This window comes from Mycolicibacterium neoaurum (genome assembly GCF_036946495.1).
GTDB lineage: Bacteria > Actinomycetota > Actinomycetes > Mycobacteriales > Mycobacteriaceae > Mycobacterium > Mycobacterium neoaurum_B.
This window is the reverse complement of the sequence record NZ_JAQIIX010000002.1, coordinates 3,800,986-3,814,849: the sequence shown is the minus strand read 5'-3', so window position 1 is coordinate 3,814,849 and position 13,864 is coordinate 3,800,986. Positions and strand designations below refer to the sequence as shown.

Here is a 13,864-nt window from a genome sequence, read left to right as displayed (position 1 = left end):
GATGCGTTGCAGGGTCAGCTCCACAGCGGCAGGGTACCGAGGGCGCATGCCCCGTTTTGTCACTTTTGCCGTTTTTTGGTTCGGCGAGCGTCTCCCAAAGAGGTGCACTTTCTGGCATCGTCCGGCAAATAGACTCAAAGGGCTGGATCGGGGGACGGAGATCAGGTGGGTGCGCTCGAGGGTTTCTTGTCGACGTGGGACAAGGCTCGCCAGACGTTCGGGGCTGGGGCGCCCCAGAGCGGTGACCAGTTCGATCAGAGCGCACAGTTGCAGCAGCTGCAGTCCACGGTGCAGACCGCCGCACCGGGGTCGGCGTGGTCAGGCACGGCCGCCAACGCCTACGGCGAGGTGAACAAGGAACACGCCCGCGTGTTGGGCGAGCTGGCCGTACTCGACAAGCGGTTGGCCAATCACGTGAACGAGTCGGCCAACGTCGTCGCCACCGGCCGGCAGAACCTCGACAATCTGCGCCAGTGGGTGGTCGACGCCGCCGCATCGGTGCCACCCGGCAAGAACCGCGAGCAGTTGATCCTGCCGATCGTGCAAAAAGGCCTCGGCGAGCTGTCCGGGATCGTCAGCACATCGAATTCCGAACTGAACCGGGTAGCCGGTGACATCACCAAGCTGGGCACCGAGTGGGATGCGTTGCAAGATCAGAAGTTCGGTGGTGCGGGCAAGGAGGACAAGCCCGAGCAGCGGGACGACGAAGTGCAGCTGGTGAGTGATGAAGAGCCGTTGACAGAGGATGCCGCAGGCGGCGAGCCAAACCCTGAACAGGTCGAAGATCTGGTGCGTGATGCACTCGCAGGTGATCAGCAGGCGGCAGGGAAAGTTGATGACATCCTCGATACGATCGGCCCCGAGCAACTGCAACCGCACGTCGATCCAAACAACCCCAATTCCACACTGCCAGTGCAACCTCTATCAACGACTCAAGCCGAGGTTGTCAGCCAGATGCAGCGGCAGATGTCGAAGATGTCACTCGATGACATGACAAAGCTCAAGAACGATCTGGGCGATCACGGTGACATACTTGGTGATTCGATGCAGGTAATGAGCGACCCGGATGTTCAGTTCCCGGTAAAGGGCGACGGGCTGTTCCTTCCGGAAGAGCTGGATACCAAGATCCGTTCAGGCAGCGCGGAGCTTCTCCCCGAGAGCGTTCAGCAAGCCATAAATGCGGCGCCGGTCACCCGTGACTTTCCTACAGATCCCGACTCAACCACGCCAGTCACTAAATACCCGTCGGGAGAGGACCTTCGGAAGGTCTCGGAACTGATCTCCGCTGGTGACGCAAAATTCCAGCAGGGCTCCGAACTGGACCGCACGATGATGGACCGCGCAATCGACGTAATCCACGGAGGGGACCAGCAGTCCAAAGATCACATGTGGGGCAGCCCGAACGAACAGTCTGATGCCATTGCTCAAGACATTCTGAAATCTGCAGGCCGCGACACTGTTGTCGATCATGACCTGTTCACCAGCCCGAACGGGGTGGACAATATCAAAGCGATCTCAGAACACAACTGGGCCGATGACGGCCAAGCTGCGCGCACCATGACCGATTGGATCGATGATGCTGCCGATCCACAGGTCGCAAGCTTCGACCAGCAACTGCGGGCCGGAGAGACCGCACAGGCACTCGCGGACTACCTCGGTAACCCCGACAACAAGCTGCTAGACCTCGGGAGTTCCGGCCTCGGTGGCGGGACAGAATCGCTCGGGAACCGAAATCATCTGCTGGTTCAGAGCTATGCAGAAGCGCTGATCCCATACCAAGGTGAAATGGTCGGCGAAGACAAGATGCCGGGGTTCAGTGCGCTAGAGAACCCGAACGGCAGCGATCTGCCGCTAACACGCCAACTGTTTGCGGTGATCGACTCCGACGAAACCGCTGCAAGGAACTTCAATGCCCATGCCTACGAGCAAATTACCCAATTCCAGAGAGAGTTTGCTGGCGTGGCGGCGCAAGGGCCAAACATAGATGTCGACGCTCAGGCCAGTCAAGGAATGGCCCGCGCAGGCACTCTCGCTGGCTTGGTCGAAGGTGGCGCGATGATGGAAGCCCAGGCACGCGGCGAGGACGCACTGGCCGCAGCCACGAGCACCTACGAAATCAAGAAGAACGCGCTGGAATACTTGACGACGCTCGGGACCGACAAAGTACCTTTCGCCGGCGGTCTGATCGACGCGATGGGCAAAGACGCGTTCGTAAAGACGATGCTAGGAGAGTCACCAACTCTGGCCGACGTTGCGCAGCCGCCGAACATCGAAATGCAGGGGTCACAAGACTTTAAGAATGCCTACAGCTACATCATGGCGGACGCGTTGATTCAAGAGCGGCCGGACGGACCGATGCCTCCGTCGCAATGGATGACCGACGACGGTCAGCGATTGAAAACACCCGAGCAAGTTCTGGCTGAGGTCGGCGGCGCGGACAAAATCGACGACTACTATCGAAATCTGTACAGCTATCTGGAAAATCCGGAGAACTACAGGTTGGCCCAGCCGATGGATCAATTCGATGATCAATACAAGAACGCCGCAGGCAAGAAGTGATCACTCGCCGGCCCGTTCTCATCACTTCGCTGTTCATTGCGATGACACCATTTGCATTTATTGGGTGCGGGTCCAGTGCCCCCACACTGCCCTCGGATAGGTCGCCTCAAGCAATACATGACCTTCTTACTGGACCCACCGGTGCTGACTTCCTCAGAGAGATCAGCACTCATCGGTGGAAAGATGAAGGAGAAGCGACGGCGGACCTGTTCGCTTGGATCGAGAACGACGCAACGTCACCCGACAGATCGACTGCCGAGCGCGCCGGAACAACTGCCAATGCGATCGCCCGTTTTCTCAGCGCGGACGGGCGTCAACTCCTCGACATCTCATCCGGATTCTTAAATTTGGATAGTACGAAGGTTGGTCAGCTTAATCCCGAACTCGTCGCTGCATACGGTCGTGCACTCACACCGTTCCAGGGACGATTGGTGTGCGACTACCGGACAACCATCGGCTTCGAGTTGATCGCTGGTGGCTGTGACCAATCAGTCATCGCTGCCAGACCGATTTTCGAAGCACTCAGCACGAACGAGGATGCGTACAGGGACTTTTCAGACGCCATCCATGAGCGTATAGACAGTTACCTAAAGCTATATGCAGACAATGACCCCACCGATCCCTCGAATCCTTTCTCATCGATGCTTGCATACTCGGGTCGTCTTCTCGGACTGCTCGCAGTAGGGTCCCGCCAAGCTGGCATCACCCCGCCTGATGTCGAGACAGAGGTCGTGAACGTTGAGTACGTTTTGGCCAACGCGATCCTGGCGCGCAGCCCATCGGCCACGTTCCCCCCAGAATTTCTGCAGGACGGTCGCGTCGTATCCCCGGCCGACGCGAAACAGAACCTCACCGAGTCCGAGTATTCCGAGTACAGGAACACTCTGGCGCAGTTTCTTGATGAGGCCGCGAACGTCGACGACGTTGTGGACGACGCGTTTCTTGGTCAGTACGAGTTCGCGGCTGGAGGGGGTCATGACAACTAAACGCTCAGGTGTACGGCCTAATTGTGATACTTGCGACCGGGAAACAGCTTCCCACTAATCAAATAGCTTGAGGCTCAACTTGCTTAGCATCAGCTCGTAACTACCGGCGATGATAGGGGCGAATCAGTGAGTGCGCGCGGAAGCCAGAATTGACGGTCACCTCATGAAAGCAACCGTCGTTTCCATCATCTCTGTGCTTACCTTCTCTGTCGCAGCCTGCCAGACAGCGGACCCTAGATATGGGGTCGACCGCCCGGAAACACCGTTGAAAGAGCGGAACTTTCAGTGGACCGCCGCACCGGAGATTGACCTCGTCTCGGGATCGGCCGTCGCAATCCGCGCATACATCGAATCGCGGGTCAACGCGCAGACTATGGGGAGCCTCGACTACACCTACCCTGGCTTCGAGAACGCAGTCCAGAAGCCCAGCTCACAATCAGACCCCTCCCCGCTGGCAGTGGGTCTGATCCCTGACAAAGACCGGGGTCCGCTCACAGAAGCTGTATTTGGCAACAACCGGTTTCGCATCTCTCGCATCGTGGCCGAAGGAGAAAGCCGCACAGCGCTGCTATGCAACTTCCGGTATGGACTTGCACACCGACAAGACAACGGCGCGTTCCGTAGCGTGGCGTCACAGTTCCGTAATGACGACGGCATTGATCCCATGTTGGTCGTCCTTGCCAAACGCTCAGATACTGCAGAGTATCTGCCCGATCAGGCTGGACCTGAGCCTGCACCGGCGAACGATGTATTTGGCGACTGGAAGATCACCGGCTTTGTCAACGGCTTCGGCCTGCCTGGCTCGTCGGTCGCCGAGTGGCCCACTTTCCGGCAAGATAAGAATACTTGCATCGATCAGGCGCCCGACGATCCGGCACGACGCGCTTTCCTCACTTCGGGCGATCACCCGCGGAGCGACTTCCCCACCTCGCCGCCGGCACCCGGATGGCCGAAGGGCGGTTAGCGAGAGTGACAAACTATCGATCCCGTCGATGCCGGCAGGGAAACGTCGACATTCCTGCAGCCGAGTCGCTAAACCAGGCCTACTGGCAGAAGTACACAGGCGCTATCGCCAACGCGGAGCCCCAAAAGTGATGCCGCCGTTGCCATTGCGCGTCGTGACTTTAGGTTTCGCGGCCTGCCTGCTCACGGCCTGCGGTTCCATGCCCCGCGATTCTGATAGCCCCGCAAATCATGGAGAGCCAAACTGGCCAGCGACGCTCGACAATTTCCGCTTCCACTGGAGTGCGGATCCCACAATAGATCTCACGTCCCCGCCAGCAAGCGTGATTCGGGCTTACGTAGAGTCCCACTCGATCGCTAACTACACCTTTGATGCCGCCAACACCTACCCTGGATTCGAACGCGCGACGCCGGAAAATGAATCGACTAAGTCGGAACAGTTCCAATGGCAGCTGCTGCGGGTTCGCCCACTCGGTGAGGGCACCCTGTCAAGCGCCAAAGATGCGCAACCACAGTACGGATACCAACCGCTGCACGTCTTGGAACTCGCACCCATCGCGACCGGATACCGCGCCATTCTGTGCTTCGGGGACTATTCCCGCTTCGTACCCAGCAGCACTCAACCAGGCAAGTTTGTCTCGGTGGTCTTCAACGAGGAGCTCGGTGCCACCGTCCCTATCGACGATCCTGGTGTCGGAGTCCGCCAAGTCGAGTTGGCACAGCGCGAGGCCGTTGCCGGATCCACCATGCCTGAGACTCCAAAGGCCCCGCAAAAAGGTCCGCTGCCAGCGCCAACCGACGACGTATTTGGCGATTGGTCTGTGACCGGATCCAGCACCTCTTTCTGGGGATCAAGGGATCAGTTTGTCGACATTGCCTCCGAGTATCAAGACCGATGCGCAGCGGCGATGCCTGATGCGCCGGAAGTTCGACGAAGCATGATGAGCGGGATCAAAAACGAACCGCCACCCTCAGGCCCACCCGTGCCCGGGTGGCCGGACGAAACCGGCTAGCGCAATCGCCCGACGGTCATCCAGAGAGTTTGCTACTTCATCTCTCATGAGGTCTGGATGTGAGGATGTCAACGTTCAGCCGGCGTAACCGTCGCTGCGCTGCTTCGTGTCAGGTCGCAAGTTGGCCTGATTTGGTTCATGAGCGTCGAGCTCTACTAGAGCGCGAGTCTCTTAAGCGCGGGGTGAGCTCGATGATATCCCGGACCAGGCATCTCTTGGCTAGTTTAAGTTAGCAGCTGGCAGTGCGCCTCAGTGACGACTCCTCTCGCTCATCGACATCTGACTCTGTTTCGGCTTGGGCGTAGTGCCTGTTGACACTCCAGCCGACACCCTCGCAATAGTTGCTGCCGCGCGAATGTGATGTGAAAGTAGTGTGTCTGGAACACTCGGGCCTCGCTTAAACTGACGATAGGCCACAGTAGCTAGCATCGATATCATGATATTCGACGACGATTGGGGTGGATGAGTGACTGCGCGCGGTTCCAAGAGGTGGCGCCGGTGACGAACCCTCCGCCCCCTGGATGGGGACCGCCACAGCCCGGTTACGACTCAGGTCGGTGGCCTCAGCAGCCCAATTGGACACCGCCTCCTACACCAAAAAAGCACAACAGTCTCAAATGGCTGCTAATTGCCGTCGCCGTCCTCCTAGTCATCGCAATATCAGTCGGAACAACCCTCCTCTTTACGCAAGATGACGGGGACTCAGCCATGTCGACGGCAAGTTCGCCGGGCGCTATGGATATCGCCAGCGCAAACGACAAGGGTCCGATCTCGATCATCACCGGAGATCCCACCTGCGCTGCCTGGCGGCCGATCGCAAGCACCCTGTCGAAGCAAGAGAGTCAGGGCTGGCAGAACCGAGATTATAAGCTACCTGCAACGGCTTGGACGCCGGAGCAGCGGTCAATGCACGAGTCTATTGCTGAAGCGATGCAGATTGCGGCTGATCAGACCGTACCGCTGGTCAGCAAAACCCCTCACAGGGCGATGCGAGAACTCTACGAACAGTCAATTGCCTACTGGCGCCTCTATGCCGACAGCATTCCTCAATACACCGAGGAAGACAACAGCTTCGCCGTCGCAGGAACTAACGCCTCGAGCGCAATAGTGTCCATTTGCGGATCGATCGAGTATGGATCTGCGGAAGCACGCTCCATTCTCGTCGACCCCGGCCCCACACCAAGTAGCACCGCAGCCGTAGGGGATGTGAGCACCCCAAAGATATTTCTCGCTGAGCCGGAAGATGTCTGCAATGACTGGAATATTGAGTCAGACAAATTTGATGCGTCAATCGCCGAATGGCAGCAGTTTGATGGCAATATTCCAGCGAGCAATTGGACACCCGACCAACGCGATCTCATGCAAACTGCGGCTGAGAAGATGGAGCGATACTCTGTATTGTTAAGCGAGCTCGGCTCACGAAGCGACAATCCCGCTTTCCAGGACTTTGCCGAATTGGCTTCCATCTATTGGCTGGCCTACAGCAAGTCCGTGCCTACACACAGCCCAACTGACAATTACCTGTCGGCGACGGCAGCCTACGTGGTTTACATGGTCTACCACGCTTGTGAAGCCGTTAAGTAAGAGCTGACTGATGGGGTTCGCGAAACCAACCGGCAAGTATGTTGATCGAATGGTCGGCTCAGATGGATGGCCGCACGTAGACGAGCAGTTGCTCATGGATCATTCAACCCAACTCGTCAATCTTCTCAGACATCTAACCTTAAAACTCGAATCTTGGCGGCACGAGCACACGGACATCGCTTCCGGAGTTCATTGGTCAGGCAGTGGTGCCTCCGCTGGCACTGCAGCAATAGAATCGACAATAAGATCCCTCGAAAGCCAACAGACTGCTATAGTCCGGGCTGTAGGCTGGATCAATCATGTCTTTGGAATTGTGCTTGCTACTAAGGTAGCAATCTTCGAACGAGTTGTTTCCGAACAAGCTGAGATAGCAAACTTAGAATCGCAAGATCTAAAGCCAGAAATTCGCGACAAGCGAATCAATGAAATTATTGATGCCGTCTACAAGTCGAACGTTGCTGACGTTAAGGCGGCGGCCGAGGCGGGCGCTCTTGATAAGTGGACTCCAACCCCAGAGCAGATATCGAAGTCAACCGAGGCACTGACACGCCAGCAGGTTCCCGCAGAGGCTCCTGCCTCCCCTGAAACTCCAACTCACCTAAACGGCAACCCCTCACCTCCAAACATCCAGGGAGTACGGAATAACCGAACAGCACGGACTCCTGACCCTGAGCAGGCCCACCAAACCAACCCAGTAACAGAATCCGGCGCTACTCCGCCGTCGGCACCCCAGACGCCTACAAACACCGAGTCACCCATATCGGCGGAACTCACACCTCCAACATCTGCTCCTCCGGCGCAGACCAGTCCACCGGCGCCAGCGACACCGACTAATAGTCCGACCGGTCCAACTGCAGCACCGCCACCATCTCCAAACGCAGTTGGGCCGGCGCCGACCAGTCCACCGACCATGCCAGCTACGACCGCCGGCTCAACAGCAACGCCTGCGCCCACGGGTTCAAAGACACCTGGCAGCTCCGCCAGTTCGCCAGGCTTCGGTGGCGGCGCATCTTCCGGAGGCGGCGGCTTGGGCACCGGGAGCAGTTCAGGCGGTGGTGGAGCTTCCGGCGGAACATCCCAATCCCCCGCAGCTTCGGCTGGCAATGCCGCGGGATCCGGTGCCGCGCCAGTCAATACGCCTCAGCAAGACTTCCAAAAGGGCTTCAACGACATCACCAAGGCCGCCGGCACAACGCAGCCTCCGCTGACCCAAGCACCCTTGGGACAGCCGACCCCGGCACCCGCAACCCCGGCACCCGCGGTCTACCAACCGCCCGACACATCGAGTGCAACCTCGCCGGCCGCCGCGGTCAACCACACCAGCGGACCCGTCGCACCCAGCGCTCCCGCACCTGCGGCACCCGCCGCGCCACCAGCCGGCGCCCCGCCCATGCCACTGGCACCCCCATCGACACCGGCGCCGGCCGCACCGGTCGCACCCACGGGCGGAACCGCTGGCCCCGCCATCGCACCGACCTCGACCAGCCAAGGCGCCGCAGGCGCAGCAGCCGCCCCCGTGCCCATCTCCGCCGCCCGCCGCGAACGCGACGCCATCGCCACCGCGGCGACCGCAGGAGCACTGCGCCGCAAAGGAAACAACCCACGCCAACTGGCCCGCCACATCGCCGCCGCACTCAACGTCGACATCACCGACCCCAGCCTGTTCTGGATCGCCGGCGTCACCGGTGACGGTCAAATCCTGGTCGCCAACAACTACGGGCTCGCCTACATCCCCGACCACGTCCAGTTGCCGCAACAGGTCAAGATGGTCTCCGCCGACGAATCCATCCCCGCCGCCACCCGAGGCACCTGGGCCACCTATCCCCTGCTCGCCCTTCAGGAATGGGCACGCCACCACAACCTCACCCTGCAGGCCGTCATCGGCACCGAAGCAAACCTCAAAGGCTTCGACCTCGGCGCAGCCCGCGACATCCTCACCCCAGACGACATGCCCGACACCGGAAAGATGCAGGGCCGCAACCGACTTGAGGTCATCGCTCCAGCTGTCGCCACCAAACTCGCCACCGTGGGACCGGCCGGGTTGGCCGAACTGCTGCCGCCCACGTCCGCCGACGCAACCCCGCCGCCGGACAACCGCATCAGCCTGCTGCTCGAAGTGTGCAAACCGCTGCTGAGCGCCAACCCCGACCGCGCAGGCGCACACCTCAAAGCGATGATCACCTACGCCGACCACCTGCAAGCCGTCGCACTGCACAAGGCCCAGACAGCGCTCGACCCCGAGGGTCAGCGCGCCGCCATCACCGACTGGATCTACTGGCAGCACATCAGCGTGCTCACCAGCGACGCCCTACCGGCAATGGTCAGCTGAAACGCCTAGTACTACCGGCAGTACTACGTTTGCGGAGGCATTGTCACCAGGTCTGCCGACAGCACGCCTAGAGATTGATGGTCGCGTCGTTTTCAGTGGAACGCGACGGCTTGTCGACCGGGGCACGCTCCCCGCGCTCGCCGGCCTCTGACCGTTCCTCGGGCTTCGACTCAGCGTCCTTCTCCGAAGAATCCTTGTCGGAGAACTGCTCGACGATCTGCTGAACCTGCTCCCCCACTTGCTGGGCACCCTGCATGGCCGACTGCGGCAGCGACGCCGCCATTCCGCCAACCTGCTGGGGAATCTGGGCGGCCTGCTGGGCCATCTGCATGGGCATTCCGAGCATGCCGCCCATCTGCCCCATCCCGCCGGCGCCAGACGCACCAGCGGCTCCCGCGGCACCGGCCGCAGCCGGCACAGCGGCAGCCGCCCCTCCGGCAGCCGCGGCCCCACCTGCGGCCCCACCACCGGAACCCGGCGCACCGGCAGACGGCGTGAACGCCTCTTCGATCTTGCTCTTGAGGTGGGCATCGCCCTGTCCGTACCGGCGGGCCGCCTCGATCACCGACTCGGCCGTTCCCGTCGCCGCCGTCTTCAGCGGGGGCAATCCCTCGATGATGGGTGCTTCGGCCTTCGGGATATCGGCGGACAGCGCCTGGGACAGCGCATCGGACCCGAACGAGGCAGTGAACGGCTCGGGTGCATCCGGCAAACTCTGCGCCGCAGCGAGCAACCGCTCACCCGCAGCGTTCAGCAGTTCGGCGTCAACTTTGAGATCCATCGGGCCACCTCCAACCCCAAAAACCCTACCGGAGCCCCCGACCCCGGGCGCACACCAAAATCAGCCGGTCCCCACCAGGTCCTGACCACGCATCCGCTGCGAGATCACCTGCGTGATTCCGTCGCCCTGCATGGTGACCCCGTAGAGCGCGTCGGCGATCTCCATGGTCGGCTTCTGGTGCGTGATCACGATCAGCTGCGACTTCTCCCGCAGTTGCTCGAACAGGCCGAGCAACCGCCGCAGGTTCACATCGTCGAGGGCGGCCTCGACCTCGTCCATGATGTAGAACGGTGACGGCCTGGCCCGGAAGATCGCGACCAGCATCGCCACCGCGGTCAGCGATTTCTCACCACCGGACAACAGCGACAGCCGCTTGACCTTCTTGCCCGGCGGACGCGCCTCCACCTCGATACCGGTGGTCAACAGATCGTCGGGATTGGTCAGCAGCAACCGGCCTTCACCACCGGGGAACAGCGAGGCGAACACTTGGGTGAACTCGCGCTCCACGTCGGCATAGGCATCGGCGAACACCGTCAAGATTCGCTCATCGACATCGGCGATGACGTCCATCAGATCCTTGCGGGCCGCCTTGACGTCCTCCAACTGTGTGGACAGGAAGTTGTAGCGCTCCTCCAGCGCCGCGAACTCCTCCAGCGCCAGCGGATTGACACGGCCGAGCTCCGAGAGCTCCCGCTCGGCCTTCTTCGCCCGACGCTCCTGGGTGGGCCGGTCGAACGGCATCGGCGCCGGCGCGGTGACCTGTTCACCGCGCTCGCGTGCCTGCTCGTACTCGGCCATCTCCAGCTCGGTCGGCGGCAGCGGCACATCCGGCCCGTACTCGGCGATCAAATCCGCCGCGGCCAAGCCGAACTGCTCCAACGCCTGCTGTTCGAGTTGCTCGATGCGTAGGGCCGCTTGGGCTTTGGCGACCTCGTCGCGGTGCAGCGAATCGGTCAGCGCGGTCAGCCGCGCACCCAGTTCGGTGACCTCGGTGCGCACCCGGCTCAGCGCCTCGGCCTGCGCACTCCGTTCGACAGCAAGCTGATCGCGGGTCCGCGACGCCAGCGCCACCGCCGACGCCAGCCGGGCGGCCACCGTACGACCGGCATCGGCGACGGCCGCGGCCACCGTCGCTGCGTGCTCGCGCGCCTCCCTGGCCCGCGCCGCACGCAACCGGGACTCGCGCTCGGCCGCAGCGGATCGACGCAACGAATCCGCCCGGCCCCGGACGGCATTGGCACGTTCCTCGGCGGTGCGCACGGCCAACCGCGCTTCCACCTCGGTTGCGCGGGCGGCCTCGGCCGCCATGGTGAACTCCTGGCGCTCGTCGGAGTCGTCGACCTCGAACATCGGCGTCTGCTGCGCGTTGTGCAGTCGGGATTCCAGCTCGGTGAGCTCCTCGACGGTGGCGGCGCGGCCGGTCTCCAACTCATCGCGTTGTTTGAGCAGCCGCTGCCACTCGGCGTCGGCGTTGCGCGACTCCTGCCCCAGGCGGCCCAACTGTTCATAGACCGACGAGATCGCCGCATCGGACTCGTTGAGCGCGGCCAATGCCTGCTCGGCCGCGTCCTGGCGGGCCGCCTGTTCTTCCTTGGCGCCCGCCAATGCGGCCGCAAGCTCACCGGCCTGGCGCTCGGCCGCTTCCAGTTCGGTGCGAGCCTTTTCGATCTCGGAGGCGATCTCCAGAGTCGACACCTTGCGATCGGAACCGCCGCTGACCCAGCCGGCGCCGACGAGGTCTCCTTCGAGGGTGACCGCCCGAAGGTGCGGCCGGGCCGCCACCAGATCCAGTGCCGCGGAAAGCTCGTCGACCACGGCCACACCGGACAACAGCGCTGCCGTGGCGCCCCGCAGCCGTTCGGGTGCCTCAACCAGGTCGACCGCCCACTGCACACCGGCCGGCAGCTGCTCATCATCACGACCACCGTGTATCGGCCAGTCCCCCAACAGGATTGCCGCACGCCCGCCGTCAGCCTCCTTGAGCGCCGCGACGGCGGCACGCGCGGTGCCGACGTTCTCGGCCGCCAGCGCGTCAGCGGCCGGTCCGAGCACCGTGGCGATCGCGACCTCGTAACCCGCGCGCACCCGAAGCAATTTCGCGACCGGCCCGAAAAGCCCTGCATCCGAATGGTTTTCGAGCAGCCAGGCCGCGCCGTCCTTGCGCTCCAAGCCCACCGACAGGGCGTCGATGCGGGCCTTCAGCGACACCGCGGAACGCTCGGCACTGCGTTCGGCCGCCTGCAGTTCGGCCACCCGCTCGTCGGCGACCCGCAACGCGGAAACCGACCGATCGTGCTGATCGTCCAGGCCCACCTCACCCTCGTCGAGCTCGCCGACGCGCGCCTGGACGGTCTCGAACTCGGCCTGCGCCTTCTGCACCCGCGCGGCGGCTTCCTCGATGCGGGCCACCAATGTGGCGATCGTCTCGTCGGTCGACTCGACGCGGGCCCGCAGGGTGTCTACCTGTCCGGCCAGCCGGGCCAGCCCCTCGCGACGATCGGCCTCGGCGCGCGCCGCCGCGCGATGCGCACGTTCGGCCTCCGCGGCGAGATTCTCCCGCTCGGCGAGTTCGGCTCGGGCGTACTCCAATGTCTCCCGGGCGGCCTCCAGCTCGGCCAGCAGCTCCTGCTCCAGCTCGGCGATCCGATCGGCCTCGGCCTCCAGCGCATCGGGATCGCGTCCCGAATCGACCTCAGGCTCGGCGTCGAGCAACTGGGTGCGCTCGGTGGCGATGCGCACCGTGGCGCTGACCCGCTCGGCCAGCGCCGACAACCGGAACCAGGTCTGCTGGGCGGCTTCGGCCCGCTCGGTCAGCTCGGCCACCGCAGACTCGTGGGCGGCCAATTCGACGGTCGCCACCTCAAGACGGGAGGTCACCTCGTCGTGCTCGCGGCGCAGCGTGGTCTCGGCCTGGTTGGTGTCGTTGAACTCGGTCTGGCGGCGCAACAGGTCATCGGCGGCCAGTCGCAGCCGGGCGTCACGCAGATCGGCCTGGATGGTCTGGGCGCGGCGTGCCATCTCGGCCTGGCGCCCCAACGGCTTCAGCTGGCGGCGGAGCTCGGTGGTCAGGTCGGTCAACCGGGCCAGGTTGGCCTGCATCGAGTCGAGCTTGCGGACCGCCTTCTCTTTGCGCTTGCGATGCTTGAGCACGCCGGCGGCTTCCTCGATGAACGCGCGCCGATCCTCCGGCCGCGATTCCAGGATCTCCGAGAGCTTGCCCTGGCCGACGATCACGTGCATCTCGCGGCCGATACCGGAGTCGGAGAGCAGTTCCTGCACATCGGCGAGCCGGCAGCGACTGCCGTTGATCTCGTACTCCCCGGCGCCGTCGCGGAACATCCGGCGGGTGATCGAGACCTCGGAGTACTCGATGGGCAGCGCGTTATCGGAGTTGTCGATGGTCAGCGTCACCTCGGCGCGCCCCAGCGGCGCCCGCGAGGACGTCCCGGCGAAGATGACGTCCTCCATCTTGCCGCCGCGCAGCGTTTTGGCTCCCTGCTCGCCCATCACCCAGGTCAGGGCGTCGACGACATTGGATTTACCCGAGCCGTTGGGGCCGACCACGCAGGTGATGCCCGGTTCGAAGCGCAGAGTCGTCGACGCAGCGAAGGACTTGAAGCCCTTCAACGTCAGACTCTTGAGATGCATG

Annotated in this window: 9 protein-coding genes and 1 pseudogene; 7 read left to right on the top strand and 3 right to left on the bottom strand. The window is 62.5% G+C overall.

The window, feature by feature from the left end; genetic code table 11:
- Window positions 1–165 precede the first annotated feature (165 nt).
- From PGN27_RS23710 to PGN27_RS23690, 6 genes and pseudogenes are all read left to right on the top strand, one after another.
- On the top strand, window positions 166–2,559 hold the full coding sequence (locus PGN27_RS23710) for a TPR repeat domain-containing protein (protein WP_335328309.1): 2,394 nt from the start codon (window positions 166–168) through the stop codon (window positions 2,557–2,559).
- A 41-nt stretch (window positions 2,560–2,600) separates the two neighbouring features.
- Window positions 2,601–2,765 (top strand): annotated as a pseudogene (locus PGN27_RS25760) (TPR repeat domain-containing protein); the annotation flags it as partial.
- A 225-nt stretch (window positions 2,766–2,990) separates the two neighbouring features.
- Window positions 2,991–3,545 (top strand): hypothetical protein, encoded by a 555-nt coding sequence (locus tag PGN27_RS23705; protein WP_335328308.1) that lies wholly within the window; start codon window positions 2,991–2,993, stop codon window positions 3,543–3,545.
- A 163-nt stretch (window positions 3,546–3,708) separates the two neighbouring features.
- Window positions 3,709–4,509 carry a hypothetical protein gene (locus PGN27_RS23700; protein ID WP_335328307.1) on the top strand — a complete coding sequence of 267 codons (801 nt, stop codon included), beginning with the start codon at window positions 3,709–3,711 and terminating at the stop codon, window positions 4,507–4,509.
- 127 nt (window positions 4,510–4,636) lie between these two features.
- Window positions 4,637–5,521 (top strand): hypothetical protein, encoded by an 885-nt coding sequence (locus tag PGN27_RS23695; protein ID WP_335328306.1) that lies wholly within the window; start codon window positions 4,637–4,639, stop codon window positions 5,519–5,521.
- A 708-nt stretch (window positions 5,522–6,229) separates the two neighbouring features.
- Window positions 6,230–7,105 (top strand): ESX-1 system-associated protein, encoded by an 876-nt coding sequence (locus tag PGN27_RS23690; RefSeq protein WP_335328305.1) that lies wholly within the window; start codon window positions 6,230–6,232, stop codon window positions 7,103–7,105.
- Between the two features lie 1,263 nt (window positions 7,106–8,368).
- Here PGN27_RS23690 and PGN27_RS23685 read toward each other — a convergent pair.
- A complete protein-coding gene (locus tag PGN27_RS23685) occupies window positions 8,369–8,572 on the bottom strand; it encodes a hypothetical protein (protein WP_335328304.1) in 204 nt (67 codons plus the stop codon).
- A gap of 49 nt (window positions 8,573–8,621) precedes the next feature.
- Here PGN27_RS23685 and PGN27_RS23680 point away from each other — a divergent pair, with 49 nt between their 5' ends.
- The gene (locus tag PGN27_RS23680) at window positions 8,622–9,434 is read left to right on the top strand and encodes an EspK C-terminal domain-containing protein (RefSeq protein ID WP_335328303.1); all 813 of its coding nucleotides are present in this window, start codon (window positions 8,622–8,624) and stop codon (window positions 9,432–9,434) included.
- A 67-nt stretch (window positions 9,435–9,501) separates the two neighbouring features.
- On the opposite strand, the gene PGN27_RS23675 is transcribed toward PGN27_RS23680, so the two are convergent.
- Entirely contained in the window at window positions 9,502–10,215 is a 714-nt protein-coding gene (locus PGN27_RS23675; protein WP_335328302.1) for a hypothetical protein, read from the bottom strand.
- A gap of 60 nt (window positions 10,216–10,275) precedes the next feature.
- Complete coding sequence (smc, locus tag PGN27_RS23670; protein WP_335328301.1) at window positions 10,276–13,863, bottom strand: chromosome segregation protein SMC; 3,588 nt, start codon at window positions 13,861–13,863, stop codon at window positions 10,276–10,278.
- Window position 13,864: the final 1 nt, after the last annotated feature.

Bases quoted from the DNA above. Each gene is read 5' to 3' on its own strand.
- PGN27_RS23700 (WP_335328307.1), top strand. From the start codon at position 3,709: ATGAAAGCAACCGTCGTTTCCATCATCTCTGTGCTTACCTTCTCTGTC.
- PGN27_RS23690 (WP_335328305.1), top strand. From the start codon at position 6,230: ATGTCGACGGCAAGTTCGCCGGGCGCTATGGATATCGCCAGCGCAAAC.
- PGN27_RS23685 (WP_335328304.1), bottom strand. From the start codon at position 8,572: ATGGCGGGGCCAGCGGTTCCGCCCGTGGGTGCGACCGGTGCGGCCGGC.
- PGN27_RS23675 (WP_335328302.1), bottom strand. From the start codon at position 10,215: ATGGATCTCAAAGTTGACGCCGAACTGCTGAACGCTGCGGGTGAGCGG.
- smc (WP_335328301.1), bottom strand. From the start codon at position 13,863: ATGCATCTCAAGAGTCTGACGTTGAAGGGCTTCAAGTCCTTCGCTGCG.